22 protein-coding genes are annotated in these 26732 nt (G+C 64.9%); 14 read left to right on the forward strand and 8 right to left on the reverse strand.

Annotated elements, in window-relative coordinates; genetic code table 11:
• The first annotated feature begins 334 nt into the window (after window positions 1-334).
• Together LWC34_RS54615 and LWC34_RS54620 are read left to right on the forward strand one after the other, a co-directional pair.
• Window positions 335-1579: an MFS transporter gene (locus LWC34_RS54615; RefSeq protein ID WP_233734558.1), complete on the forward strand. Its 1245-nt coding sequence runs from the start codon at window positions 335-337 to the stop codon at window positions 1577-1579.
• 138 nt (window positions 1580-1717) lie between these two features.
• Complete coding sequence (locus LWC34_RS54620; RefSeq protein ID WP_372496877.1) at window positions 1718-3022, forward strand: GGDEF domain-containing protein; 1305 nt, start codon at window positions 1718-1720, stop codon at window positions 3020-3022.
• Between the two features lie 209 nt (window positions 3023-3231).
• On the opposite strand, the gene LWC34_RS54625 is transcribed toward LWC34_RS54620, so the two are convergent.
• Window positions 3232-4074 carry a hypothetical protein gene (locus tag LWC34_RS54625; RefSeq protein WP_233734560.1) on the reverse strand — a complete coding sequence of 281 codons (843 nt, stop codon included), beginning with the start codon at window positions 4072-4074 and terminating at the stop codon, window positions 3232-3234.
• A 310-nt stretch (window positions 4075-4384) separates the two neighbouring features.
• On the opposite strand from LWC34_RS54625, the gene LWC34_RS54630 reads away from it, so the two are divergent.
• Window positions 4385-5245 (forward strand): hypothetical protein, encoded by an 861-nt coding sequence (locus LWC34_RS54630; protein WP_233734561.1) that lies wholly within the window; start codon window positions 4385-4387, stop codon window positions 5243-5245.
• A gap of 73 nt (window positions 5246-5318) precedes the next feature.
• Here LWC34_RS54630 and LWC34_RS54635 read toward each other — a convergent pair whose 3' ends face one another.
• The gene (locus LWC34_RS54635; RefSeq protein WP_233734562.1) at window positions 5319-6125 is read right to left on the reverse strand and encodes a class I SAM-dependent methyltransferase; all 807 of its coding nucleotides are present in this window, start codon (window positions 6123-6125) and stop codon (window positions 5319-5321) included.
• Between the two features lie 118 nt (window positions 6126-6243).
• Window positions 6244-7482 (reverse strand): methyltransferase, FxLD system, encoded by a 1239-nt coding sequence (gene fxlM / locus LWC34_RS54640; RefSeq protein WP_233734563.1) that lies wholly within the window; start codon window positions 7480-7482, stop codon window positions 6244-6246.
• 427 nt (window positions 7483-7909) lie between these two features.
• On the opposite strand from fxlM, the gene LWC34_RS54645 reads away from it, so the two are divergent.
• The 11 genes from LWC34_RS54645 (at window position 7910) to LWC34_RS57820 (ending at window position 21798) form a co-directional block, all read left to right on the forward strand.
• The gene (locus tag LWC34_RS54645; protein ID WP_233734564.1) at window positions 7910-8578 is read left to right on the forward strand and encodes a hypothetical protein; all 669 of its coding nucleotides are present in this window, start codon (window positions 7910-7912) and stop codon (window positions 8576-8578) included.
• An 85-nt stretch (window positions 8579-8663) separates the two neighbouring features.
• Window positions 8664-9326 (forward strand): hypothetical protein, encoded by a 663-nt coding sequence (locus tag LWC34_RS54650; RefSeq protein WP_233734565.1) that lies wholly within the window; start codon window positions 8664-8666, stop codon window positions 9324-9326.
• Window positions 9327-9841: 515 nt separating this feature from the next.
• On the forward strand, window positions 9842-10306 hold the full coding sequence (locus tag LWC34_RS54655) for a hypothetical protein (RefSeq protein WP_233734566.1): 465 nt from the start codon (window positions 9842-9844) through the stop codon (window positions 10304-10306).
• Complete coding sequence (locus LWC34_RS54660) at window positions 10257-10484, forward strand: hypothetical protein (RefSeq protein ID WP_233734567.1); 228 nt, start codon at window positions 10257-10259, stop codon at window positions 10482-10484. Before LWC34_RS54655 ends, LWC34_RS54660 begins: the two co-directional genes overlap by 50 nt.
• Before the next feature lie 6 nt (window positions 10485-10490).
• Window positions 10491-11117 carry a hypothetical protein gene (locus LWC34_RS54665; protein ID WP_233734568.1) on the forward strand — a complete coding sequence of 209 codons (627 nt, stop codon included), beginning with the start codon at window positions 10491-10493 and terminating at the stop codon, window positions 11115-11117.
• Between the two features lie 25 nt (window positions 11118-11142).
• On the forward strand, window positions 11143-11703 hold the full coding sequence (locus LWC34_RS54670; protein WP_233734569.1) for a hypothetical protein: 561 nt from the start codon (window positions 11143-11145) through the stop codon (window positions 11701-11703).
• A gap of 298 nt (window positions 11704-12001) precedes the next feature.
• The gene (locus tag LWC34_RS54675) at window positions 12002-13513 is read left to right on the forward strand and encodes a DUF2397 family protein (protein ID WP_233734570.1); all 1512 of its coding nucleotides are present in this window, start codon (window positions 12002-12004) and stop codon (window positions 13511-13513) included.
• Window positions 13513-14838, forward strand: a complete 1326-nt coding sequence (locus LWC34_RS54680; RefSeq protein ID WP_233734571.1) for a DUF2398 family protein — start codon at window positions 13513-13515, stop codon at window positions 14836-14838. Before LWC34_RS54675 ends, LWC34_RS54680 begins: the two co-directional genes overlap by 1 nt.
• A gap of 563 nt (window positions 14839-15401) precedes the next feature.
• Entirely contained in the window at window positions 15402-20225 is a 4824-nt protein-coding gene (locus LWC34_RS54685) for an SbcC/MukB-like Walker B domain-containing protein (protein WP_233734572.1), read from the forward strand.
• The gene (locus tag LWC34_RS54690; protein WP_233734573.1) at window positions 20222-21556 is read left to right on the forward strand and encodes a DUF2399 domain-containing protein; all 1335 of its coding nucleotides are present in this window, start codon (window positions 20222-20224) and stop codon (window positions 21554-21556) included. Before LWC34_RS54685 ends, LWC34_RS54690 begins: the two co-directional genes overlap by 4 nt.
• Window positions 21557-21669: 113 nt before the next feature.
• The gene (locus tag LWC34_RS57820; RefSeq protein ID WP_284051993.1) at window positions 21670-21798 is read left to right on the forward strand and encodes a hypothetical protein; all 129 of its coding nucleotides are present in this window, start codon (window positions 21670-21672) and stop codon (window positions 21796-21798) included.
• 20 nt (window positions 21799-21818) lie between these two features.
• Here LWC34_RS57820 and LWC34_RS54695 read toward each other — a convergent pair whose 3' ends face one another.
• The 5 genes from LWC34_RS54695 to LWC34_RS54715 all read right to left on the reverse strand — a co-directional run bounded on the left by LWC34_RS54695 (window position 21819) and on the right by LWC34_RS54715 (window position 26708).
• A complete protein-coding gene (locus LWC34_RS54695; protein WP_233734574.1) occupies window positions 21819-22565 on the reverse strand; it encodes a hypothetical protein in 747 nt (248 codons plus the stop codon).
• A gap of 81 nt (window positions 22566-22646) precedes the next feature.
• Window positions 22647-23396: a group II intron maturase-specific domain-containing protein gene (locus tag LWC34_RS54700; protein WP_233734575.1), complete on the reverse strand. Its 750-nt coding sequence runs from the start codon at window positions 23394-23396 to the stop codon at window positions 22647-22649.
• A 111-nt stretch (window positions 23397-23507) separates the two neighbouring features.
• Window positions 23508-24512, reverse strand: a complete 1005-nt coding sequence (locus LWC34_RS54705; protein ID WP_233728740.1) for a tyrosine-type recombinase/integrase — start codon at window positions 24510-24512, stop codon at window positions 23508-23510.
• Window positions 24502-25482, reverse strand: coding sequence for a tyrosine-type recombinase/integrase (locus LWC34_RS54710; RefSeq protein ID WP_233734576.1), 981 nt, complete (start codon window positions 25480-25482; stop codon window positions 24502-24504). Before LWC34_RS54710 ends, LWC34_RS54705 begins: the two co-directional genes overlap by 11 nt.
• Window positions 25479-26708: a site-specific integrase gene (locus LWC34_RS54715; protein ID WP_233728709.1), complete on the reverse strand. Its 1230-nt coding sequence runs from the start codon at window positions 26706-26708 to the stop codon at window positions 25479-25481. Before LWC34_RS54715 ends, LWC34_RS54710 begins: the two co-directional genes overlap by 4 nt.
• Between the last annotated feature and the right edge of the window lie 24 nt (window positions 26709-26732).

Consider the following 26732-nt stretch of genomic DNA (forward strand, 5'->3'; position numbering starts at 1 on the left):
CGTTCCTCGCGGTGCGGCCGGACCTGCATAGTCGGGGTCCGGGTTCCGTCCCTTCTGCGGCACAGCCAGCGGCTCGACGAGATCTGTGCCGCGGCCTATCTGGATGCAGCAGCCCACAGTCCCGCGCGGCGCACAAGCGACACGGCTATTGGGATCTCGGCCAACCGTTCGACATTCCGACCGCAGACCACCACCGTGGCCGACGTGGAGCAAGCCCATAGGCGAGGACGGGTGGGGCCGTCGCTGACTGCTTGATGTGAGACGGCTACGGTCGGTTAGACGGTGGAGGGGACGCCGGATTAGCGCAGGTCAGAGACGGGCCAAAGGGGGTGTCATGGGTCAGGGCACGGAACGCGTCACGTTCGGCTCCGTGCTGGCGGTATCTGAATTCCGGGCGATGTGGGCGGCCGAGTTGCTGTCCATCGCCGGAGACCAGTTGGCCCGCGTCGCGCTGTCGGTGTTGGTCTTTCAGCGGACCGATTCCGCGTTCTTGACCGGGCTGACATACGCCCTGACGTTTGTGCCTGCGCTGGTCGGCGGAATCTTGCTGTCAAGCCTGGGTGATCAATACCCCCGGCGGGATGTCATGGTCGCGGCCGATTTGGCGCGTGCGGTGCTGGTCGGCCTGATGGTCGTGCCGGGCATCCCGTTGTGGCTGCTGTGCGTGCTGGTGGCCGCGATGACGCTGCTGAACGGGCCCTTCAAGGCCGCCCAGCAGGCCCTCCTGCCGGACGTGCTGACTGATGAGAAGTACACAGTCGGCATGGCGATCCGGAACATCACCAGTCAGTCCGCCCAGTTGGTCGGCTTCGCTGGCGGCGGAGCGCTGGTCTCCGCGATCAACCCTCCGGTCGGTCTGGCGCTCGACGCCACCACCTTCCTGGCATCCGCACTGGTCCTGCGGCGTGGAGTTCGGCACCGTCCCGCACCCACGTCGAGCTCGACGGAGTCGACGCGCACGTCATTCTTTGCCGCGACGACCGAGGGTGCTCGCTTGGTATGGCGCGATCCTGGTCTGCGTGTCCTGATCGCATTGTGCTGGCTTGCCGGGTTCTACGTCGTCCCCGAAGCGCTGGCCGCGCCCTACGCCGATGGTTTGGGAGCTGGCGCGTTCGCCGTTGGCTTGATCATGGCGAGCGATCCGGTGGGCAGTGTGATCGGAGGCATCGTGTTCGGCAAGTGGGTGCCCGAGCGCGTCCAGATCCGGGTGATTGGCGTGCTGGGCGTCCTGGCCGGGCTGCCGCTGGTGCTCTGCGTTCTGCACCCAGGACTGATCACGTCGATGGCTCTGTTTGCCCTGTCGGGTATGTTCGCCACGGCGTACAACATCCAGGGCACCGCCTCGTTCGTTCGCCGGCTCCCCGACGCGCAGCGCGCACAGGGCTCCGGCCTGTTGTCCTCGGGCCTCATCACGGTCCAAGGACTTGGCGCCCTTGCAGCGGGGGCGCTCGCGGACCAGATCGGCCCGGCCCACACCATCGCCCTGGCCGGTTTCGTCGGGGCGATCGTGGCCATTCCCATCGCGGTGGGGTGGAGCCGGGCTCGTCCGGCGCGATCTGAAGTGGAGGAATCACGGTGACTCACGTGTCGCGGTTACGCATGATGGCGACCCCTCCCTTCACTGCTCCGGACGAGTTACGAACATCGTTCCTAGCCGCTGGCTGTGATTGGGTGGACACTGTTCGTGGACATCACCTAGGGATGCACTGCCATGAGTATGGATGACACCAGCTCGGCTCTCAGAGCCGTGGTGCTCATCCGTGATGTCTTGTCACCCCACCGATGGGCCCTCTGGACGCAGCGGTCGAGCCTCATCGCGTACATCGTCGTCGTCGAAGCAGCCGCGGTGGCGGCCACCGTGACGATGGCCGCCACCGAGCCGGTCCAACCACGAGACGGCGTGATCCTCGCCGGCCTCGCCGGGATGGGGATCCTGCAAGCCGAACTCGGTCGCCAGGTCGAGCGCGTTCGCCGACGCGTGAACGGCACCCCGCACATCAACATGACCTCGGTGTGGACCTTCGCCGGAGTGCTGCTGCTCCCGGCGGCGCTTGTCGCCGTCCTGGTCGCGACGCTTTACTTCCATCTCGCCGTGCGCAGTTGGTACCGCCTGCGCCGTGTGCCTGCGTTCCGCACCGTGTTCAACTCGTGCCTGGTCATACTGACCTGCTACGCCGCCGAGGTTGTGCTCTCGGGCAGCGGCATCGATGGTATGTACGGTGCCCTCGACGCTGGATGGGGAAGCGTAGGTGTCATCGCGCTCGCGGCCATCACCTACTTCGTCGTCGGCGCGTTGGTCGCCGTGCCCGGCCTGACCACCAGATCACGCACCTTCCAGGAACTGTTCGGCGGTTGGGCGGACAACCTGCTCGAAGTCGCAACCCTCTGCTTGGGCATTCTCACCGCGTTGGCGCTGGCGACGTTGCCGGCTCTCGTGTTGGTCGTCATCCCGCCCCTGCTCCTTCTCCACCGCGGGGTGCTGGTCAAACAGCTCGAAGTCGCCGCCACGACGGATGAGAAGACCGGCCTGTTCAATACCGTCGGTTGGCACAACCTGGCCACTCACGAACTCACGCGAGCGAAGCGCAAGGCCCACGCCAGCTTCGGCGTACTCATGGTCGACCTCGACTACTTCAAACAGATCAACGACACCTACGGCCACCTGGTCGGCGACCAGGTGCTCAAGGCGGTGGCTGCGGCGATCACCAGCGCGGTTCGCGACTATGACTCAGTCGGTCGTTTCGGCGGTGAGGAGTTCGTTGTCCTTCTACCTGACATCGCCGAAGCGGATGTGATCATGGTGGCCGAGCGTATCCGGGAGGCCATTGCCGAGCTTCAGGTCGAAATTGCGGATGGGGACGACAGGATGGTCATCAAGGACCTGTCGGCGTCCATCGGCGTCGCGACGTACCCGAATGCAGGCGCCGCCGTCGAACGGCTTCTCCAAGCGGCGGACAAGGCCCTGTACAAGGCCAAGGACACCGGCCGTAACAAGGTCGTGAGCATCATGGATGTCGCCTGACCGGAGGGCGATGTGCTGTCCGTCGCTCCTCGCCTCGACCCCAACCACGACCGGATGGCGGGCCGCGCGCCGAGATCCGGCTTGTAGGTGAGGATCTCGCCGCCGTGCTCGGCGTGGTCGCGCTCCAACAACTCACCGGGGTCCGTGGTCATCACTTAAGATATGTCACCCCGCGACCCCAGTCGGCGGCACCTGCAGGCCGGTCCGGATCAGGCTGGGGGGCGCGTGCGCCCGCCTGCTCGGTACGGCGTGGCCAGCATCGCCGCGGACTCGGTCGGGAGTTGGCCGGCGAACACTTGGACGGCGGCATATCCCCATAGGGCGTGGGCGAGCTCGGGGTGGGCTGGGGACTGATCCATCGCGGTCTCGGCGCTGGCCACGGCCTCCCAGTACAAGCACTTGCCTCGGTAGGGAAAGCCCAGCTTCAGGGCTGCTTGGTGAACCGTGTCGGCAGCCGAGTCCCAGTCGTCGGTGCTGATGGCTCGGCGGGCGCGCACCATGCGAGTCAAGCACGATCGCGGAAAACGGCACGCCGAGGACAGGGACGCCAGCGCGGTCTGGGTGTGGGGGCCGTACAGCGTGGCCGGGGTGAATCGGGAAGGCAGGCAGACCCGGCGCCATGAGGCGGACAGCAGCTCGTAGTCGCCGCCCGTGGTGTGGTCGCTGGCCAGGATTGCCAGGGCCGCGTCGTACAGCGGAAGCAGCCCCGCCACGTAGATGCCGACCTCGTCATCGTCCACCAGACGATAGGGGTGATCGAGGATGTCGGTGGGCTCGGCGGTCAGGGGCGGGTGGGGAAGCCCGAACGTGTCCGCCCAGCGGACCCAGCGGGACGCGATCCGACCGTGGGTGAAACCCAGTGCGGCGATGGCCCGACGGCGAGCCTGTTGCCGGGGTCGGTCGTTGACCCACGTCTCGGCCAAGCGCGCCAGCTGCTCGAAGGTCAACGCGGCTACGGTCGCCTCCAGCTGCAGCCACTCCATACCCCGCGGATGAGCCTGGAGGTAGGTGCTTCCCAGGTCGTCGCGGCCTGGCTGAACACGCGGTCCCACGATGGCCTCCCGGTTGAAATGTCCAATCTAGCGGGAGCGCACCGGCAAGACCGCCAGGACGCTCCGGGGCGCTGAATTGCAGGGCAACGGACGTCCCGCAGATCAGGTGGATCAAACGCCGAGCTCCAGGCGCTGCGGCCGGTCGGCGACGGTGACCAACGCCCTCGGTGGACTCGATCCTGCCCGAATCAGGGGTGCCGTGCCTGCTCGCGTGACCCGTCGCGTCGACCACGAACGAGTGAAGGTCCTGACGAGTCGGACGCCGCCACCCCGGCACGCCCCACCGCTTACCGGTCGCAACAATGACTGGATGGACGATGGCGAGGATGCTGATCTGGCACGCCTGGGCTGGATCGTGTGGACCATCGAGGTCCGCGACCCAGAGCAACGCGCCGCGCCAGACATCGGGGCGCGTACCGAGCAGGCGATGACGGAGATGGCCGGTTCCCTTGGCTGTGTGTTCTCCCACTGCGTCGATGACGACTCCTACGACCTGACACCGGAAGGCACCTACTACTCCTGGTCAGTTCGCGTCCCGCGAGGTGAGCACCTGCGGCGCAACGAGCATGGGGTGCCGATCGCCGTCGCCGCTCTGTGGGACTACTTGCGGACAAAACTGCCGAAAGGGCTGGACGACTGGCACGTGCGTCCGGACCGCGATCTCTCGCTGCGCGACGCCGCGGCGGACGTGCTCCGGGAGGCATACCCAGACCTGCTGCGGCCCATGGAAGTCGCGATGCTGGGACTCCGTCGAGACGGCGCGCAGAACCTGGATCCGCGGGCGGAGTGCTGGTCGGGGATCGGGGCGACTATGGCCGGAAGCTACGCACTGTGGGTCGCCACCGATCCCGGCGCGACCACACCCTGCTGGCTCGTCCTCCACGTGGGAATGGTTCCGCCTGCGGGATTCTGGTCCTCCTCCGCGGGACAGAGGATGAGTCGGTTCTCGCCTGACCGCAGCGACCCCGTGCTGATCTTGCCCCGCCCGCCGGCACCGCTCTGGATGGCCACGATCGAGACGGGCGCGTTCACCACCAACGCGGAGGCTCGCCTCACGGACCCTCACACCGTCGGCGCACGGCACGAATGGACCTCGCCCGACGCCGAGCAACTCGCACACCGGGTATCCCGCGATCTTCAAGCGCTGTTTCCACGTCTGGCCGCACCCTGACACAGCGGTCCTCGCGACGTTCGGCGATGCATCGCAAGTGCTCGTGTCGAGGCGGCTCGGTTGCCGATGGCGGTCAACGCTGAGCAACAACGATCATGCGCCGGTTCTCCGGCGCCAGCGGGGTACCGTCCTCGCCGTAGCCGGCCACATTCGTGAAACCCGCGTCGAGCAGCCAGTCCCGGAGTTCGGTGAAGGTGAACAGGCGCACGGAGAACGGCACCTGGCGAGTGCGGCCGGCACGGATCACGGTGCGTTGAACGATGTTGCGGCCAGTCAGTACATCCAGGCGGTTTTGATCGATGAGCAGGTCACCATCCAGTTCCCTCACACTGGCCGGCTGGTAATGGCGGATCAACCAGGCGTAGTGATTCAGGTCGAGCACCAACCGCCCACCTGGCCTCAGCGTGCGCAGGACTTCGGCCAGGACCCGTTTGTTATCACCGTCGGTGAAGTAGCCGAATGCGGTGAACCAGTTGATGACCCGGTCGAATCGTCCCGTCCACGGCAGGTGGCGCATGTCGCCCTGGACATAGTCGACGGTGACACCGCGGGCGGCAGCATCTTGGCGTGCCCGGTCAAGAAACAGGGATGCCGAGTCCAGTCCGGTCACGTGACAGCCACGCTTGGCCAGGCGGTTGGCGATCCGCCCATGTCCGCAGGCCAGGTCGAGCACGTCCATACCCGGCTTGAGGTCCAGCAGGCTCCATATCAGGTCAGTCTCGGCATCGCTGTGGGCCTCGTCGGTCCGTTCGGCGTAGAAGTACAGGTAGTCCTCATCGAACAGGTCCTCGGGGGCGAATGCTGGCTCAGGCACGGCGCTCCAGTGGCGTTCGTCGGCGGCGTCGACACATCCTCTCCGCGGGCCGTGCCCAGCGGCCACCGACTTTACGGTAAGGGGAAATGCTTCTCGGCCTGCCGCTCGACACGCCGAGGGCGTCACTGAAACTCCTGAGGCCAGGTCATGATCCGAGAGGTCACCCTTTCTCCTGTGGCTCGGTCTACTGCCAGACAACCGCGATGGGGTGATGAGGTCGGTCGAGGAAGAACCGGCCGCGCGAGGGGTGGGACAAGTCCGTGTCGTCAGCGGGAACCTCGAACCGGACCGCACGGTTTCTGAAGTTCCTGTCCCAGGTGCGGATTTCGTCGGCGACGCGGTGCGCCAGTCGGTTACCCGCCGGGCCGTGGCCGACGACGCCGGTCTCGGTCAGTCCACGGCCGTTGCTGTCTTGTCCAGCGGGGCGGCCGGCGAGGTAAGCAAGCTCGCCTTCGCCGGGCACGGCCATTGCCGAGCGGAACATCGGAGTGACCAGGCCGGAGTCGATAGCCGCCTGCTCGACAGGCATGCTGCACAAGGCGCCGTCCATCGTGCAGGTGAGCCACAGGTACATCCACTCCAACGATTCCATCCAGCCGAAGTTCACGCCGGTCCACACCTCGGTTCGCGGCTGGTCGAGCACGCCGGCCAGCCGTCCGAGGTCGAAGGTGTGCTCTTGGTGCATCTGGAGCTTGACGCTGTTGTCGCCGGTCAGGTCAACCCTGCGCCTGGGGTCGTCGGCGACTCCGTCGCGCAATGGGACGAACCCGCACATTGCGTCGTCGACGCTGCGCCAGCCTCCGCCGGGAGCCCGCTCGAACGCGAGCGAACGAGACACACCTCCGCGAATCCTCGCCGGTATCACCAGCCTTCCGGCGGATACGAGCTGGGACAGCCAACCGTCGGGTATCCCGTAGACGCCGACGGAGGCGATGATCCGGTCGTAGGGTGCGCCGGGCTGGTGGCCGCAGGCACCGTCGCCGAGCACGACATCGACGTTGTCGATGTCAGTGGCGGCCAAGCGTTCGCGAGCGTGTTCGACGATGTCGGCGTCCACGTCGATAGTCGTGACATGGCCGTCCTCGCCGACCAGGTGCGCGAGTAGCGCGGCGTTGTACCCGGTACCAGCGCCGATCTCGAGCACGCGATGGCCGCGCTGGACGTCGAGTTGGTCAAGGAGCAGGGCAACGATCCCAGGCTGGGATGCGCAGCTGAGGACCGCGTCGTCGGCGCCTCGTTTGGTGACCACGATGTCGTTGGCGTAGGCGGCAGCCAGATCCACGTCGGGGACGTAGTGATGGCGTTCGACCGCCCGCAACGCCTCCTCCACGGACCGGCTACGGGCGTAGCCGGCATCCTTGACCTTGTCGATCATGGCCTCGCGCAGGGCTTCGGGAGACGTTTCGGTGACGATGGCGTTCATCAGCGCCTTTCGTGACGGGGGTTCGTGCGGTGGTTGATGACGGGTGTGGGCCCGGTCGAGTGAGCCCGGTTGTCGATTCTGGGCGAGACCCCCGACAGGAATCAGCCGCGACGCGCCCTCCACAGCGCGCACGGCCAGACATCCCGTCGGGATCGACAGGCATCCACGTGGGCTTTGGATGACGGCTCGGGTTGCTAGTCCGCGACCGCACCAGGCGGGTGTAAGCGTCGGCCACAGACCGACAGTGCTCGTCCCCGCGTCGGCACTCACCATGAGCTGGACGAGACCGACCTGGTGGGAATGGTGTTCCCGACGCCGAGATCCTCTCCGCCTGCTTCCACACGTTGGAGGAGGGCAGGGACAAGGTCAAGAGTTCGGCGGCGGTCCCGTCTCCGAAGCGGCCGACGGCTCTGGAAGACTCACTGCGGTGACCCGCACCACTGCCGATCGCACGCCGCCAGCTGATCCGTGGGATATTCGCCTGTCCTATGCACACGAGCACCACTGGGCGGCAGACCCCGACGACGGCCCGGCGTTCTGGCGGGTGAGTGCGGACATTCGCGACGACGAGGGCGGTGATGAAGGCCCGCGGCCCGCGGCTTCGCATGTCGGGGACATCGAGTTCGTGCTGATGGATCTATTCGATACGCGCGATCCGTTCGGCGTGCTCGATGGTCACGACGGTGATCTCGGCGTAATCGCCGAAACCATCTTCAGCGGCAGGAGGGGCCGGGGCGACTTGGCCCCCGACCTCGACGAGCGGTTGGAGTCCTTCGGCACTGGCCTGCTGATCCTCAACCGCGCCAAACTTGCCCCGCAATGGCGCGGCTTCGGTTACGGCGTGATACTCACCGGGCTGGCGATCAAACGCCTGTCCGGCGGCTGCCGCGCGGTCGTCTGCTACCCCGCACCGCTGGCTGACAATGACGACCTCGACGACGCCGTCCGCCGGGCCGCCACCGCTCGCTTGTCCGAGGTATGGGCGCAGCTCGGATTCGAGCACTACCGCAACGGCGTCCACGTTCTCGACCTGGCCCTCGTCACGCTTGACGAAGCCCTGAAAGAACTCCGGGCTCGCCTGGAAGCACAGAGCTGACGGGAACGCGTAAGGACGTACTGGTGAACACTGTCAGCAATACCGGACGATCGACACCACGGTCGTCAGCGCCGCGAAAAGAGGCATGACCGTGGCGGCATCCGTGACCGGCAGCGAGCAGAAGTTCCGGACCCTCGTGTCGGATTTCGTCAGCACGACCGCAGAGCTGGGCGGCACCATCGACCCGGAGATTGTGGCGACCGAACTGCGGCACCGCATCCGGGCCATCGCGACCCAACTGCACGTCACCGAGGCCACGGTCCTCCGCAACTACATCGAAGACGACTGGGGCCGCGAAATGGCGCGCCAGACCTATCGACAGATGCAGGAGCGCGACGCGCACATCCACGCCGCCCCGAACCAGCAGGTGCCGCTCAAGGCGGTCGGCAGGCTGGTCGCAGCGCTAGGGCAGGCCCTGCTCTACCTCACCATCAACGACGCGGCCGATGACCCGACCAGCAGGTTCAACCCGAAGGAAGCCAGCGAGGCCGTCAGCGGCCTCGGGCTGGCCCTCACCACACGCTCCGACATCAACTCCACGGTGACGGTCGGAGGTGACATCCTGGCCTGGACCAGGGACGCGCTCGCCGCCTTCGGTGACAACCTGCAGCAGCGGCGATGGTCCAGCTGCCCCTGCGGCGAGGACCACAACCAGGACAAGACCGACGCCGCAGTACTCCGCGCAGTGCGCGAGGACCTCCTGCCCCTGCCCACCTCCACGGCGGTAGGCCAGCCAGACCAGCCGTGACTACGAGCAGAAGCGTCGCCCCGGCGGCTCGAGCGGTGGCATACGGGACGATTCCTGGCCGTGGGTCGAGCGGATCGCCCTGTTCTTGGCCTCGAGAACATGATCCTCGGTGCAATGCCGACGGGCATCTTCCGCTCCACCGCCGACCGGCCGATGTCGATCCAGACGTGATCCCTACCGTTCTAGGGCGACAAGAGGATCACCACAATGCAAGTCGTGCGTGGTGGCCCGGACCCGCGAATCCAGCGGTTCGTCCCAGGCTGCGGTCGGAGCGGTCTGGCCGCCGGGCCAGCACTACGCACCCTGATCGACGAACGGGATCAGTCACGCGGCGGTGCAGTCCGGCCCGTGGACGCGCGCGCTGCGCGACATTACCGGCTGACTGGCGCAATGCCGCCAGCCCGACTGGCACATCGACACGAACGAGTGAACGTTACGCCTGGGGTCTGAATTGACCGTTCTCTGGTTGGGTTCGCTCGTTCGTGTCACGGTGTTGGTGACTACCGTCCCTGGTTGTGACCATCACACCTTCCGCTGATCGTTCGCGTACGGCGCTGGATCTGGTCGTTGAGGCGATGGCCCGGCTGCGGTCGACAGATCCGAGCGACACGGCGGCGTCGTTGCTGGCGGCGTGGCATGGTTTCGGTACGGCAGAGGCGGCCGGAGGGTTCCTCGCCCAGGACAACCTGGATGATGCCGTCCTGGCCCGGAACGCCCGACCGGTGATGGCGGCCGTGGCCGTGCGGCTGCGTGAGGCTCCGTCCCTGCCCTATACCGACGAGATCATCGAGACCGTGGACGGTCTGGTCCCTGACGACCTCCAGATTCCCGTCGACGACCGGGCGATCGTCTACCACGACTCGGACCAGCCGGTGGACCGATCCGCAGCGGGGATTGTGCGTGGCGGCATCCTGGCATTGGCGCTGGAGTTTGAACACGCTGCTGCCGCAGGCGGCCGAGCACGCCGAGGATCCCGCTGACCGGGTCGCGTGCGAACACGGCACCCGGCTCGCCTACGAACTCGGGCGCTGCTGGGAAGGCCGGCTGAGCTCCTTCCTCAACAGCTCCCGCGACCTGAGCGCCGCAGGTCGACCTCGCCGGCAATCGGGCAAGAACACCAAGCGCAAACGCACGAAGAACACGAAGAAGAGGGCCTGACCGCTGATGCTGCCCACAGACCGGCTGGTCCTCATCGACTTGGAGAACGTGGTCGGCTTTCGCCCGAAACCCCGCACTCTGCGCGCTCGGATCACCGCCCTGCTCGACGCCGCCGGACCACACCATCACGCCGTGGCGGCCTACGCCGCCGACGATGCCGAGGACGACCTTACGGCCTCCGCGCTCGCCTGCCTGAATGTAGCGCCACTTCGGGTGCCGCCTCGCCCGGACGCTGCGGAAACCGCGCTGCTGGCTCACGCGAGACGGATGCAGGCCGAGGGCTGCATGCTGTTCACGATCTGCTCCAGCGATCGCGCTTTCGCCTCGTTGACCAACGGCGAGTCCGCCCAGGTGGACGTGCTGATCTGGGAGGGACAACCCGTGAGTACGAAACTCGAACAAGTGGTCAACCACGTTCGCCGATTGCCCCGGCCAGGTGCCGAGGCATCCACCGCCGAGCCCACCATGCCCACCGCGCTACCGGACGCTGCAGCTCCGATGCGGTATCGAGAGGGCCGCCCCACGCGCCAGCCGCTGGACAGATTGACCGCTGGATTGATCACTGGCATCGGCATCGCGCTGGGACACCGCCTGGCGGACGAGTTGCTGTCACGGCGCGGCAAAAGCTCCTGACTACGCGAGTTTGGAGGCCAGGTCGATGAGTTCTGAAATGCCGGCTTTCGAAGCGGCTGCCGCGCGAGTGCAACGCCTGCACGACGAACGCGCGGCCCTGCAGGAACAGCTGCTCGCCGCCGAGGAGGAGCTGATCCGCCAGGCCGCCGCCGCACACCGCTCCGGAACATTGGACGCATGGGGCCTGCTCGACGCCTACGACCTCGTCCGGGAAGGGGGGATCACCGGATTCGCCGCGCGCTGGAGAAAGGTCATCCCCTTCGACCGCCACGCACTTCGACGGATGGCCGAGGCCACCCCCAGGAGCCCAGACGGCACCTGGAGCGGTGACACCGGCTGGGACGGACTCGACGGGTCCGTCATCCCGCTCCGCGGCACCCAAGTGGTCTATGTCCTCTTCGGCCCTGGAAGTACGCCAGTGCGCCTCGGGATGACCCAAGCGTTCCGGGCGCACCTGAAGAGGCTTTACCGGGACGGCGTGACCTGGCGATCATGGAAAGCCTGGCCCTGCGAGAACCGGCAGGACGCCCTGGAGACGCGAAAGCGCATTGCGGCCCAATACGACCCCGCCGAACATCGCCACTAAGGACCTGCCTGGCCAACCCGCGTGTGCAACCCGATCGTGTGAGGACGTAACGCGTTCGCAGCAGTCTGGCATCGGAGTCAGCTACACCTTCCGCAATGTGGCTACGGCATTGGGATTACCGGAAGTAAACCGACCAGAGCAACGACGACGAGACTCTGCAACACGTGGTAACCCACCCGCGCTCGCCGCATCCCGATCTTGTCGGTGGCGGGTGTCACTATCCGGCCATCGGACGACGACTGACCCCTTAGCGGCGCGCCGCCGCATGTCAGGCATGGGCTGATGGCTGGAGCGGACTATGACCACCTGGTGGAGACGGATCGAGCCGGACCTGTGGCGGTTTGCGTCGACGCCGTCCGAGCCGGTTCGGGAGGCGCATGCTGCCATCTTGGGTGCGTTGCTGGTGGCTAGCACACGCGCTCCGATGGTCACGCTGACCGAGATCCAGGTCTTGCTTGTTGATCTCGGGTTCCGCGATCGTATGAGCAACGAGGAGCTCCGTGACATCCTCGACCATTTTGTTGACGCCGAACTTGTCAAGCCGTTCAAGGATTACACAGCTCCTGTGGCCTCGCTGAGCGATGGAACGCGTCGACAGGAAGCGTGGGCGTTGACCAAGAAGGGACGGGTCATTGTCCGCGCTGTTCGCAATGCTGTAAGCAGCCTCGATCGCACTCTGCAGCTTCCGCCCAGGCTCTTGGACGCAGTCCACGATACGGTCCATGATCTGATAAAACACTCGAGAGACGACGTTGATCGATTGGCGACCGACCTCGCCCAGGTACGCGCGCACCTCGATCAGCTTGTCTCAGCTACAGGTGATTTCTACGGCGCTGTAGCGGCACTGGTTCAATTCGACGTCACTGATGACACAGTGTTCTTGAGTAGTCGAGAGCGAATTCTTTCGGCTCTGGGTCAATTCGCTCGCTCGACCGAGCGTTCTCTGGTTCGAGTGCGCGACGCCCTGATGGAGCTACGCGCCATTGGTCATGTCCGCCTGGTTGAACGCGGTCTTCGTGGCGCTGGAGTGCTCGACCCGTACGGGCAGCAGGCGTGGGCGGACGAAATGAAGCAGCATCTGGACGATCTCGACCGGTGGTTTGAACCGAGGGGATCCATCGAGCGATTGATTGACTCTGCGGCGGGCGCGATTCATACGCTACTGGGCGCTATTGATCGTCGTTACTATGCGAACACGCGCGGTAGTGACCTCGGTTCCGACTTTCGCCAGATTGCTCGCATGCTTCACGTTCAGCCCTCCGACGCCGCCGCGTATCAGGTGTTCTCGGCAGCCTTCGGTATGTGGCCAGCGTCCCATCCCCGGCGTCCCGCCGTTGAAGATATCGCCACGGCAGTGCGCGCCGCTGATAGCACACCGGATCGCGCCGATGTAACACTGCGGGAGCATGATGCTGGCGCTCAATCGTCACGACGGCCACGCAAGATTCCGGACGTCGCCAAGGTTCGTGAAGCTGCTGAAGCACAAAAGATGTTTGAACTGCTTCGCCTGTCGGATCTCTCAGCTGATCTCATCACTCCGGGCGTCGTCACTCTGGAGCACTTCACCAATTTGGATGCCGAACACACAACGGTACTGGTCGAACTCATTGAAGAAGCCATGGTTGCTTTCGATACCTCGACTGGGTTTGGCGTTGCGGCTACATTGCGATGCCAACTCCGGCTGTGTGTAGGCGAGCCCGGACGCAAAGTGACAGTGCAGCTAGCAGAAGGAACCCTCACAGCCCCCGACCTCCGGGTGGAGATTCGATCATTGGATGCAGATAGCCACGGAAAAGTTGAGGTGGCTTGATGCTTGAAGACGAGTTTCTCGGTCCCGACATTGTGACCGAGTCTTCGGTTGATCATGAATGTGGTCAGGTTATTGCCGAGCTGCTGCGGAACCCTCTGCTTACCCAGGATGCCGATTCCGACCTCTTCCGGCTCGCGACTCTCTACGATGACGAACTTGTCCGGTGGTTCCGCGAGATGACAGGGTGGCGTCTAGAGGTGCATCCCGCGGACGGAGTATGTCGACTGTATAAACGTCGGCGAGTGCCTCCCTGCGACCGAGTTCCGTTGCTTGTCCGCCAGCAACGCGCCGGACGACGCCCTGCCTCTCCACTGGTGCTCACGTTGTTGTGTCTGGTCTGCGAGCAGCTCTGGCGCAACCCTGAGACGAGTTTTAACGACCTGCAGCGTGATATTGCGCAGACATGTGCCACTGAAGCTGACGAGGGCAGACTTCCACAGTTTCAACCCGTCGCGCAGGCAGGTGAGGAACACGCTCGCGCAAACACCCATCGTGTCGCGCTCGTCGACGCCGTGCGCCTACTGCTCAAGTGGCATGTTATCAAGGTTGACAGGCCGGTAGACATTGCCGAGCAAGACGATCGTGCTGACCTTCTCATCTCAGCACGTCGAGAGCGCCTGATTGCCTTGCAAGCATGTCCGTCACCGACGCTGCTGAACATTGACCTTACGAAGCCAGAAACGCATATTGAATTGCTGTGTTCGGATCAAGCCGACCTTCCAGAACACGTCTCGATGCGTGAACATGAGCGCCGTCGGCGTCACCTCTCCTTGCGCGCTGTACTCGACGACCCCGGCGTCCCCATTGACTCGTCTCACGACGTCGGCCGCTACCTCACGTCACCAGCTGGGCGTCGCCGAGCCACAACGGCGGCAGCCGCGGCCGGCCTCGTCTGCGTCATTCGCCGAGATTGGTGGACTGTCGCCGATCCGGAGGGCGGTACTACGGAGTGCGAGTTCCCCCGTGTACGGACTCAGGAACAACAGGCCGCCTTGGTACTGCTTTTCGAGCTTGCTCATCGACAGGACCCGGCCGCGCCCGTCAGTGTTGAACTGGCAGCGGCACTGCTTCGGAAGCACCTTGAGCAGGCCCCATGGTGGGCGCGCCGCTACCGCGGCCAGCGTGGTCCCGGACGGCTTGCCGAGATTGCATGCCAGCAGCTCGCGGACGCCGGCGTACTGGAGCCTCCAACTCCAGAGATGAACAGCTGGCAGCCAACTTCCGCGATCCACCTGTGGAGTATTCGGATCATCAACCCGCAGCAGCAGCACTCCAGCTCCGTCCTGGATGAGTCCGACCTGATTGAGGATAAGGAACTGCTATGAGCGGTCGACGCAAGGCCGAGATCGATCTCACCGCACTCGCTGGTCTGTTTGGTGTCGACGGTCAGGTAACGCTTGTCGATCCGCAACCAGGCGTGGTCGGGCGATGGCAGCCAACCAGGGCAGGGGCAGTTAACTCGTGGCAATGGGCAAGCGAGCAGTTCCTGTTCAGAAACGGTTGGCTCGGCCTGGTGGGACGTAACGGTTCTGGAAAATCGTTGACCGGCTCCACCCTGTTCCCGACCTTCATGGATGGTGCCGTCTCGCAGAAAGCTCTGGCTGTCTCGGGCCGGTCCGGCGACACGCTTACGCAGCGGCATACCTGCTGGAAGACCAGTCAACCCAAGGTCGGACTGTGGTGGCAGGAGTTCGGCCGCACCGACCACCCGACACAAGACGACTCGGCTGTGACACGCTGGATCACCGTTGGGCTATGGCTGCGCAGCAGTGGCGGTGACCGAACCGTCCTCGAACGTGGCTGGTTCATTGCGCCAGGCCGTGTCGACCAAGACCTTGTCTTCGAGCGGGAGCGGACTCCCATAGACATCGACGACCTGGCCCAACAGTTGGCTTCCATTGACGGTGAGTTCTTCACCTCGCATGAGCGTCTGCATCGAGTCGCGTCCCGGCACCTCACTATCGTCCTCGCCGAAGACGATTTCGCAGAGGCCATCCGCAAGCCTCTGTACGATCCGTTGGACTCCGATCAAATGAATGCACTCGCCAACGTGCTACGCGCGCTTCGGAGCGTGCAAGTCAACGATCGGATTAGCCCCGAGCAGATGAAAGCGACCCTGACTTCAGCACTGCCCGCGCTTGATGTGGATCGCGTAAGGCGTCTCGCAGAAGCTCTGGCCAAAGCCGAGCAGATGAGAACCAGACTGGAAACCGCCAAGAAGGAACGGGACAGTCTGGCGCAGATATCCAGCGGCTACCGTCGATATGCGACCGCGGTCGCCACCCTCGTGTCTGTCGCACTTGTTGTAGCGAACCGCGACCACGCTTTCCGCGCGAAGGAGCGGGACAATCTCACCAAGGCATTGGACTCCCATGAACGCACGCAGGACGACAGTAATCGCAAAGCTGAGGAGCTAACCAAGGAACTCAACAAGATCGCAGCCACGGTCGAAGTCCTCCAGAACAAGGCACGCGGACACGCCGGAGCAAGACTGGATGAACTCCGTCAACATTTGACAGAACTCGCCGGCATCGCGAACACCGCACAGAACGAAGCGGATAAGGCGGGAACGCTGCTCGACCAGCAGCGAAGCAACAGCAGCGAGCGGGACGCCGATGCCGCGAACGCCTCCGCCGCTCTCCGAACACTACTTTCCCAGCTGGCACAAGACTCTAGTGATCTCTACGCTAGCGCGTATTTCGATACCCTCGAAAAGGAATCAGCTTCACTCTCTTCGAGTTTCCCTACCCTTCCTGCGGCGGGATTCGACCAACGGGTCGAGCATGCGAAGGCGGCGTTCTACGCGTGGATAGACGACCAGCTTTCAGCGCTCCAAGAGGTTCTCGACGCTATTACGCAGCATCGCTCTGCATGCGATACCCGTGATGCGGCCGATCAGCGGTACGCGACGGCTCAAGCAGCGGCTGACACCAAAGCAACGTCAGCACAGCAAGCTGCGGAGGCATCTCAACAGGCCGATAACGAGGTTCTGGACCGGCTGGTGGCGGTTGCCGATTCGTTGACAAGGATGCCCAGACCTCCCGACGCGATGTTCGAGACCGAGCCACTGGACCTCGACGCGATCCCGCGGTGGGCAGAACGAGCACTCGCCCAGGTTCTGGCCGCAGCCGATGTACCAGGAGCTGAGTCGCGCGCCGAGGCCGCACGTGAGGCCGCCGACCGAGCCCACCAGAGCGCGGATCAAGCAATCGCGGCTGCCACGCGCGCTACGACAACCGTCGCCGAGCAGGCCACATGCCTCGTCGACGAGAGCGCGTCGCTGGGAGAAGCACCGCCAGCCGTCAGGGAATTGACTGCCGTCAGGGAATTGACTGCGGCACTGACCGAGATCCCCGAGTGTGGTGCGCAACTGCTCCACACGCTTCGCGACCGGCTTGAAACAGCAGCCGAAGAAGCGCGGCGGCAAGTGACTGAGCGACAAGGTCGACTGCGGCAGGCCACAACGCTGCTGGCGGACTGGACCCACGCACAAGAACGTGCCCGCCGCGATGCGGCATCGGCCGAGGCCGCGGAGCAGGACGCGCACTTGGCTGGACGTCAAGCCGAAGCTGCCGCCCAAGGCGCCATCGCCGAAGCCACCGCTTGGGTCAACGCCGTTCACGCGTGGGTCGATGGGCTCGCATTGATCGGTTCCGCGCAGCTGCGGTTGCCCAACCGCGACGAGCCTGCGTCAGCTGATCCCGCTCCGTTGACATCGAGCCTGGAGACGGCGTACCGGGAGACGACGAACGTGCTCACGGCCGAACACACGACCGCGGAAGCAGAGGCCGCTGCCATCCGGGTGCGGTTGGCCGAACTTGAGGACGAGATCGCCGCGACGTCGCGAACCGAGCCCACCCCCGACGCGCCGTCCTGGCGCGCGACGAGAGCCGATCGGACCGGAGCACCGCTGTGGACCTTGGTCGACTTCGCAGACGATGTCCCTGCTCACCTGGCTGGAGAGTTGGAAGGCGCTCTACTTGCTGCCGGCATCCTGGACGCGTGGGTCTCTGACGACGGAGATCTGACCGACGGGGACGTGCATCTACGCGCCGGTGAGCCGCTGTCCGGTACCACCCTGGCCGACTTCTTGGTCCCCGAACGCGATTGTGCCGTCCCGGCCGACTACATCCGGGCGATCCTGTCCTCGATCCAAGTAGTCGAAGCTGGTGCCGACGACGAGGCCCGCGCCTCGCTGGTGTTCGAGCTCGGCGGCGTAGTCCGCTCCGGAGTAGTCCACGCGGTCAGTCCGGCCGACTGGGCGCCGCAGCACATCGGTGCGACTGCACGCGAGCGGAACCGACAACGCCGGCTAAGCCAACTGCAGGCGCGACACGCCGAGCTGAGCGCTGCTCATGCACAGGCGGTGGACAAAGTGCGAAACGCGTCGGACAAGATTGCCCAAGCGCAGCAGGAAGCCAACGGGTTGCCGCCGGCTACGGAGTTCATGCGTCGACGGGAGCAGGCCGCGACGATCCTGGCGGATGCAGATCGGCTGCAGACGGCGGCGTCGACAGCGCGGGCGGTCGCCGACGGATCGTCAGTACTCGCTGATCGGGCTTGGTCCGCCGCGAGCGACGCATGCCGATCGATCCATGTCGAACCTGCACTCTCCGCAGTCGAGGCCGCCGTCCACATCTGTTCCCAACTGGCCGACCGTGCGAGCCGCGCCGAGTTCGCTGGCAAAACCGCCGTCGACGCTCTCACAGCACGGAACGAGGCAGTCGCTCACGCGAACGTGCTGCTCAGCCGCAGCCAGGACGCCGGACGCATGCTGGCGACAGCGCGAACAATCGCCGACGAAGCGAACCGTGAGTACAACCAGCTGCCGAACGTCACCGAAGCACTCCGTGCCCGCCAGTCAGCACACACCGCCCGCCACGAAGCCGAACTCGCACATGCACTCGCAATAGACGCCCGAGCCGAGTTCGATCGATGCGACCACGCCGCACGCTCAGCCTTCGCTCACCTCAACAAAGTCGCACGGGCTCGCGGACGCCTGCTGCCCACAGATCAAGACGCGATCGTCGGCCTCCGTCGTCGCCTTACCACGATGCGAGACGATATCGGTGGCTGGGCAGGCGCCGTTACGAGAACTCACACTTTGACCGAGTTCGCGGAGCATCAACGCGCCGTGACCGAGCGGGCGGAAGATCACCACCGCGAAGCACAGGAACGCGCCGAACAAACCACGGCGAAAGCGCAGCAGGCGCAACATCGATACGACGTAGAGGTTCGCCTGCATGAGCGTCCCTATCAAGAGCTGCTCAACGAGCTCGAACAACAGCGGACCAAGCATGATCAAGTTCGAGAGCGCATCACGAGGGAGGAACAATCAGCTCGATCTGCCGAGCTCGCCGCAGTTCAAACACGAGCCGGTCTCGCCCGCGCAGAAGAGCTTCTTCAGGAAGCCGATCAGCAGACAACGGCGTCCCTGGCGGACATGCAACTTCTGTTCGACCAGGGACTTGTGATCGAACTAGAGCAAGATGCCGAGCTAGCTCGGCCGGAAACAGTACCCGAGGGGATCGAAACCGCATACCGCCTTGCCGGAACCAGAGACGCCAAGAACCGAGGCGACATCGATGTTCGACGCGAGGCCGTGGACCGAGCATTGCGCGAACTCGACCCCAGGGTGCGACGAGTCCGTGACCAACTCATCCGACTCGGCCGACATCTACAGCTGGAAGACATACCGGGTGGCTGGAAACGGATTACGATCACGGAACAGAGCACCTCCTCGGCCGACGTTGCGCTGACCGGAACCAATACCAAGTCACTCAGGGTCGCACTGAAGGAGCTCGAAAGGTCCATCCGAACTCTAGAATCCGACTTCAACGAGCAGGTCCGCACTGAGATCAAAGGCGCAGTCTTCACCGAACTGCGGAAACACATCAGCATACGCATCGACCTCGCGGAACAGATCGTCGAGGACATCCGCACGACTCTCGCATCGGTTCGCACCGGAGTCGCTCGCGTCGGAGTAAGGCTCTCTTGGGGCCCACGTAAGAAGGATCCTATCGCCCAAGAGGCGATCTCGCTCATTCGGAAACCAGACCGAGCAGGCGCCTTTGACCGCATGTACGAATTTTTCGTGCGACAATTCGTTGAACCCAGCAGCGTTGGATCAGAATCCGACGCATCAAGCTGGATGGAGCACGTTTACCAAGTCTTCGACTACAGGAACTGGTATGACTGGGAAATCCACCTAACGCACGTTGATTTCGCCGATACTGAGGACAGTGAGCCCGTATTCCGCGCCGTCGCAGCACATCGGAACCCACTCGACGTGCTGTCCGCCGGGGAGAAACGCTTGGCAACAATGCTTCCAATGCTCGCCGCCATTCGCGCATTCTACTCAGTCAAGGACTACAGCGGACCGCGAATGATCTTCGTCGACGAGTTGAATGCGGCATTTGACACAGCAAATCTCCGCATGGTCCTCGCATTGCTCCGCACCTGGGACTTCGACGTACTGGCCACACTCCCATCAACCAGCCCGCTTCTTGTCGCTGAGACAGGATCAATCGCCATCCACGAAATCATGGCGCAACAGGAAGGCGTGCGGTTCAGCATCCCGTGCATTTGGGATGGCACGGGCCAACCAACAACCGCCCGCATCGCTGTTGCACACGCACAATCGGCGGACATCGACCCGTCTGACACTGCACAAAACAGCGCACAGCCTGACCACCCAAAGGCTGACTCGTGATCGACACCGACGCGACGGACCCCGACGTCAAGCCGCTCTGGGAAGCAGTCGCATCTCGACTGGCCAACGGCGCCGACCCCACGAGCATTCGCGTGGTCAAAGCCGAACTATCTCGCACCGGACGAGCACTGATCACAGGTTGGCTGGTGCAGAACGAGCCCGCGTCCCGACGGCGACGACAACTCGCCATCGTCGACGGCAAGACTGTCATCCCGCTCCCGCGCGTGCTCGAAGCACTTGGTCTCGTCGCCGAGGACCTGCCTGCAGTTGTCCCGCAACTGGCGGGGCCATTTCCCGATCTTGCAGGTGAGCGGCTACGAGCAGCCCGACTACGAAACGACTTGTGGAACCACGCCGAGATCGTCCTTAGCGACGCACCGCGTCTTCTGGCCCGGCTCCGCGCCGCGGGCGTCAAGGACGACAAGGCAGACGACCTCCGATCATTGATCAATGCGCTAGCACGGGCACGTGCGCTGCTGCCCCTCGCCCGCCCCGTCCCGCTCGCCCGGCTGGCACTTGCGTGCGCCGGGAACCCGCACTTCTTCGACCTCACCGAGGACTGCCATGGCGCCAAGTTGGTCCTGCTCGCCGTGGAGCTCCTTGACGCCCCACAGCCCGACACTCCCGCAGCCGCGCGGGCGACGCTTGCACGCGTTGGCGTCTTCGCGGACCGTCTGTCTCAAACGGTGCTCACGCTCAACGTCGATGCTGTTGGCGACGGACCAGTTGATCGCGCACTGCGGCTCGCCCGAGTGGATCGCCGGCCGCTCCACCTCACTTTGTACGACCTGACGTGTAGCCCACCAACCCTCGCGGCAGGCCAACCGTGGCTCGTCGTCGAGAACCAGTCGGTGGTCGACGAGGCACTCATCCGCCATACGACAGAACCAATCGTGTGCACCGCAGGCTCGTTGAGCGCGGTCGATCATGTCGTGCTCGCCCTCGCGAACGACGCCGGGATTCCTATCCGATACGCCGGCGATCTCGACGAGTCAGGCCACGCCATCGCCGAGTCGGTCAGAAGTCGTTATGGAGGCCAAATCGTCCACATGGACGAGCAGACAGCCCGAGCCGCCGAAGCAGCCGGGCCGCTGGCAAACCAACCGCCCACCGTCCCAGTGCTTGACGGGCCGTCTCGCGTACGGCTTCGCGGCCCACGCCCCCAGCCGATAGATCCCAACACAAATGCCCATACAGACCACGACGGATACGTGGTTTTTCAGGAACACTCTGTCGTCCTTGACCGGCTCGTTGGGACTGACCCCACGGATCCACTCCGGCTACCGTTGCCGGCGCCGCGCCCGTACAGGAGTCCGGATGCACAGAAATGAGAACTATGCCCCGGCCCGTCCACTGTCCGGCAGCGCAGAACGCGGACAGAGCACCAAATCAAAGTCGTGTCGGGTAGCGTGTGGACGTTCGCCCGCGTCCGCTCCATTTCTCCGTGCACCGCCTTCCGACCCACGCTCCTCATGACCGTGTAGCGGAGATCCTCGGCAAGCTCGACCTGAACGACGACGAGTTCGCCTGGAGGCTCGGCGAGTGGACGCGGCTCGTGCCCTACCAACGCTGACCGCCCGCCAACGGCAACGATCAAGCCGCCAGCGTGACCCCGGAGCCGTTGCCGTCGGATCCAATTTCGTCTTTGGCCAACTCGACCGTGGCCTGCACTTGGGCCTCGGACCGCACGAGAGCAACAAGCCGCCGCGCCCGCTTGGCGCCAATCCCCAACTGCCTGCGCAGCGTGTCGGCGGAGATCGGCCGCTGATGGACGGCGCGGTGGATCGCGTCTTCCTGCCTCGCGCGCTCCAACAGGTCGTTCGGGATACCGGCCGAGTGCGCCTCACTCGACGTGCGCGTGGTCCGCTTCACGGCTCGCGTACTGGTCACGGTCTCGCCCAGGCTGACCTTACCCTCGTCGCTCCCCGGTATCGACTGCCGCACGTGAACCTCCCGCTCCGTGTCGGGCTCGTGCGCCTGGGGACTCGTTGCGCTGATGGCCTGCAGAAAGCCGGGGCCCACCTCGGCCCAGCCGATCAGCAGCAGTGGTCCTACGGCGTCGAACGCCGCCTTGCCATACTCACCTGCGACAATAGGGTCGGCCACGTTGAGCGCCAGGGTGGCGAGGCTAGCGAAGTTCAGCAGTCGGCGCGCTGGCCGAAGCTGGGTGAGGGTGGCACCGCGCAGTGCGAGGTACCGGGTGCCGAGCAACAGCCCGAGGATCGAGAGGTCGACTGCAGGCGCGACCAGTGGCGCGACCCAGATGGGCACACCCAGGCGGAGAGCGAGGTTGAGGACGTTGGTGAGGTAGGCCTGCGGGCGCGGTGTCGGTGTTGCCACCGGTCGTTTCCCGCAAGCCCCCTCCCGCACCCGGCGTGCGGCTTTCACCGCACCGGGCGCTCCATGCGTCTTACCCGCTGGTCAGCCACTCACAGCAGCTGCTGGTCTGACAGTCCACGGGGTCGGGATGGTGCTGCCGCGATAGCGGTAGCGGGTCACCGTGACGCTGGATGCGCCGGTGAACACGACCCCGTTGTGGGCGAATCGCCACCCCCTGTCACAGAAACGACGTCGGAGTTGGACCATTCCCATCCGACGTTGGCCGCCGTACTTGGCACGCACCCAACGCATCAACCGACCCCACGCATGGTTGTCGATCGCGCTGAACACCACCTTGGCCACCGCGTGACGGAAATAGCTCGCCCACCCCACCAAGACCCGGTTGACGCTTCTCAGCACCACATCCAGATCCTGGTATCGGGTCGATCTGTACGTTCGCGCCTTCACCTTGTCCTTGACCGACTGAATCGCCTTCTTGGACGGCCTGGTGTAGACGCAATACCTTCGGGTTCCTCGGTTCCACTGGCGGCGAAGAGTGAACCCGAGAAAATCGAAGCCCTCGTCGATGTGGACCACCCGTGTCTTGTCCGGCGACAGCCGTAACCCCAACGGGGCCAGCACGGCCGACACCTCCTCCCGCAACGCCTCGGCATGATGCCGCTCGCCCCAGACCATCAGCACGAAATCATCCGCATAGCGGATGAGTCTGCACACGCCGTGACCAGCTGCCTTGCGTTTGGCCCGCTGGTATCTACTGCCCATCGCCCGCCACTGCCGATCGAAATGATCGTCCAAAGCGGACAAGGCGATGTTGGCCAGCAACGGAGACAAGATCCCACCTTATGAACAGCGCTGGGTTATGCGCAGTGCGGGCGACAAGGCTTGGGGGCCAGCGATTTCGGGGTCGAGCACTGCGCATAACCTTCGTGAGGCGTGCTGGGCTCACAAGCTGGCGAGCCAACTGATCAGCCCGGTGTCGTGGTTCCATTCGGGTAGTTCGTCGGTGACGATTTCGGTGTAGGCGGCTTCGAGGGCTTTGCGTTTGGCCTCGGTGGAGGCGCGGGCGTAGATCTCGGTGGTGGTCAGGTCGATGTGTCCGAGGATGTCGCGGATGTAGGGCAGCGGGACACCGGCCTCGTAGAGGTGCATGGCCTTGGAGTGGCGCAGGGTATGCGGGCCGAGGTGTGCGCCGGTCAGTTCCGAGTCGTCGGCGCGAGCCCGGTATTTGCTGATGATCCAAGCGATTCCGCCGCGGCTGAGCTTGCGGTGATGCTGGTTGGTGAACAGCGGGTGCTCGTCGTGGCCGGGGGTGTCGAGGCCGTGTTCGGCCAGGTAGGCCTTCAGCAGGGCCGCGGTGTTGTCGCCGAGCGGGACGTGGCGGATTTTGCGACCCTTGCCGGTCAGCATCGCCAGGGCCGGGGGTTGCAGGCGGATGTCACCCACGGTCAGGTCGGTGAATTCGGAAACCCTGGCGGCGGTGTCGTAGAGGGCGGCCAGCAGGGTCGCGTCGCGGCGGCCTGGCCGGGTGGACCGGTCGGGGCCGGCGAGCAGGCGGCGGGTCTGGGCGACGGTGAGGTGATGGACGCCCGGTTGGGTCTTGCGTTTCGCGGGGATGGCGAGGATGTCCTGGCAGGCGGCCATTCGGGCCGGGTCGTGGGATTGCAGCCATCGGAAGAACGAGCTGACCGCGGCCAGGCGCTGGTTGCGGGTCGAGATGCTGTTGTGCCGTTGTGTTTCCAGCCAGTCGAGGAATGCGGTGATCGCGTCGGAGTCGATGCGGTCGAGGGCGAGTTTGTCGGGCGGGACGGATTTGTGGTCGCGGAACCAGGCGATCAAAAGTTTGAAGGTGTCACGGTAGGAGGCGATCGTGTTGGGTGAGCAGCCGCGCAGCCCGGCCAGGTGTGAGGTGAGGAACCGGTGCAGCAACACCGCGAAATCAGTGGCCATCACGAGGGCCTTCCGTGATAGGCGGGACGATGTCGCCGTAGGCGTGTTGGATGTGGGCGGCGATGTGCGGGTAGGACTCGGCGGTCAGCCTCAGGTAGTAGTCGGTGTCGGCAACCGACGAATGCCCCATGTAGGTCTGCAGGATCGGTAGCAGCGCCGCGATGTCCTCGCCGTGGGCGAACCAGGCCCGAAGATTGTTGACTGCCATGGTGTGCCGCAGATCGTGGACGCGCGGGCCACGGCCCCGGCCGCCGTGGGGGATGCGGGCCTGCCAGAGGAACCGGCGGAAGTTCTTGTCGATGTTGCCGATCGTCAGCGGGCGTCCGGTGGTGCCTGGGAACAGCCAGTCCGCGCCGGTGCGCCCGGCGACGTGGTCGTAGTAGTCGGCCAGTCGCTCGCGCAGCGGTGCGCTGACCGGGACCTGCCGGTCTTTGCCGCCCTTGCCGTCGCGGATTGTCAGGACCCCGGCCTCGGGATCGACGTCGCCGAAGGCCAGCAGTCGGGCTTCGGAAGCGCGTAGGCCGCAGGCGTAGATCGTGCGGAACAGCACGGGCATGACCAGGTGCCGGAACGGGACCTGGGAGTCGTAGTGGCAGCGGTCGGTCTGGGCGAACACCGCGGCCAGCTCTTGGTCGGTGTAGATGTGCGGGACGTAGCGGGCGGGGCGGGGCAGTGCCCCGGCCGGCAGGACATAGGCCACCACGCCCCGGCGGCCCAGCCAGCGGGCCAGCTCCCGCACCGGCGCGGCCAAGCCGTGCAGGGTCGATGGGGTGACCTCGCGCCGACGGGCGGCTGCGATCCATGCCTCGACCGACTCCTGGGTGGGTGCCTGCTGACAGGGGAACCGGGCGGCGGTGAACGCGGCGAACCGGGTCAGCACCCGCTCCTCGGCGCCGTATTTGTAACCGGTGGCGTGTTTTTCGGTGACCAGGGCACCAATCGCCTCGGTCATCGTGATGCTGACGTTCATCGCGGCACCCCCTGCGTGGGCGCGTCCGGGTCCAGCGCGCACTTGGCCAAAAGGACCAGGGAGGATTTCAGATAGACACCGGTCGACCGGACGTCCTGGTGACCGAGGATGTCGGCGATCTGCTCGACCGGTGTGCCGCTTTCCATCAGCCGGGTTGCCAGCGAATGCCGCAAGGAGTGCATGCCGTGTCGGCGTTTCTCACTCACCGGAACATGCGCTGCCCGAGCATGTTTGACCAGAATCTGATGCAGATGGTCCTGATCGGAGAACGGGCCGATCGGGGCCATATGTCGCACGAACACCTGCGGGTGCTCGCAGTCGGGCCGGCCGTGGCGGATGTAATCGATCACTGCCCAGCCGACATCTTTCAGCAGCGGTAGCTGCACTCGGTTACCGGTCTTGGCCTGCGTCACGAATAGGCGGTTGCCCGGCCAGTCGAAGTCGGCGAACTCCAGCCGTTTGATGTCCACGCCGCGCAGCCCGAGCCTGGTGATCAGCAGGATGATCGCGTAATCGCGTTTCCCGCAAGGGTTGTCCCGGTCGATCGCTTCCACGATCCTGGCCACCTCGCCTGGACCCCACACCGACGGAATCCTGGCTTGCCGGGACGAGCGTGCCGCTGGCACCGCCTCCAGGCACGCCTCGTCGACCAAGCCAGCGGCGGAGGCGAACCGCAGGAACGACCGCACCGCACAGAGTTTCTGCTCAACGGTCTTGAACTGGTAGCCGGTCAGCGTGGCAACGAATGCCCCGATCATCGCGGCGTCGCAGCAGCCCAACCCTCCACGGGTGCCGGTGAACGCGACGAACTCCCCGGCCAGCGTCCCATAGGTCCGCACCGTCGACACCGACCGCCCAGCCGAGCGCAGCTGTTCCTGGAACCGGGCCACCGTCTCGACGCCAGCCTCGTCCAGCTTGCTCACCGAGCGGCTGTAGCGGCGCAGCACAGCCCCGTGGACCGCGTAATCGTCCAGCATCGCAGCGACCCTGAACAGATACACATCGGTCTGCTTCAGGGTTCCGGCGCGCTCCTTGCCGAAGAACCCGCACGCGTCGTCGACCCACGCCATCGCCGCATCCAAGGAAAACTCCTCGACACCCCTTGCAGCGAAGTACTTTTGCATCCGCCGCCAGCACCCCCGGTACCAGACCAGCGTCGATTCCTTGTAGCCCAGACGCTGTAACTCCGCTTCCAGGCCCGACACCAACGCAGACAACCTCGCCATGACAACCGACCTCCGATCGTGCCG

The organism is Kibdelosporangium philippinense, assembly GCF_021390435.2.
In the GTDB taxonomy this organism is placed as follows: Bacteria; Actinomycetota; Actinomycetes; order Mycobacteriales; family Pseudonocardiaceae; genus Kibdelosporangium; species Kibdelosporangium philippinense.

What these genes read in the sequence shown, in the direction of transcription:
- LWC34_RS54710 (WP_233734576.1), bottom strand. Translation starts at nt 25,482, where the DNA reads ATGAACGTCAGCATCACGATGACCGAGGCGATTGGTGCCCTGGTCACC.
- LWC34_RS54650 (WP_233734565.1), top strand. Translation starts at nt 8,664, where the DNA reads ATGACCGTGGCGGCATCCGTGACCGGCAGCGAGCAGAAGTTCCGGACC.
- LWC34_RS54670 (WP_233734569.1), top strand. Translation starts at nt 11,143, where the DNA reads ATGAGTTCTGAAATGCCGGCTTTCGAAGCGGCTGCCGCGCGAGTGCAA.
- LWC34_RS54615 (WP_233734558.1), top strand. Translation starts at nt 335, where the DNA reads ATGGGTCAGGGCACGGAACGCGTCACGTTCGGCTCCGTGCTGGCGGTA.
- fxlM (WP_233734563.1), bottom strand. Translation starts at nt 7,482, where the DNA reads ATGAACGCCATCGTCACCGAAACGTCTCCCGAAGCCCTGCGCGAGGCC.
- LWC34_RS54715 (WP_233728709.1), bottom strand. Translation starts at nt 26,708, where the DNA reads ATGGCGAGGTTGTCTGCGTTGGTGTCGGGCCTGGAAGCGGAGTTACAG.
- LWC34_RS54705 (WP_233728740.1), bottom strand. Translation starts at nt 24,512, where the DNA reads ATGGCCACTGATTTCGCGGTGTTGCTGCACCGGTTCCTCACCTCACAC.
- LWC34_RS54675 (WP_233734570.1), top strand. Translation starts at nt 12,002, where the DNA reads ATGACCACCTGGTGGAGACGGATCGAGCCGGACCTGTGGCGGTTTGCG.
- LWC34_RS54620 (WP_372496877.1), top strand. Translation starts at nt 1,718, where the DNA reads ATGGATGACACCAGCTCGGCTCTCAGAGCCGTGGTGCTCATCCGTGAT.
- LWC34_RS54630 (WP_233734561.1), top strand. Translation starts at nt 4,385, where the DNA reads ATGGACGATGGCGAGGATGCTGATCTGGCACGCCTGGGCTGGATCGTG.
- LWC34_RS54680 (WP_233734571.1), top strand. Translation starts at nt 13,513, where the DNA reads ATGCTTGAAGACGAGTTTCTCGGTCCCGACATTGTGACCGAGTCTTCG.
- LWC34_RS54665 (WP_233734568.1), top strand. Translation starts at nt 10,491, where the DNA reads ATGCTGCCCACAGACCGGCTGGTCCTCATCGACTTGGAGAACGTGGTC.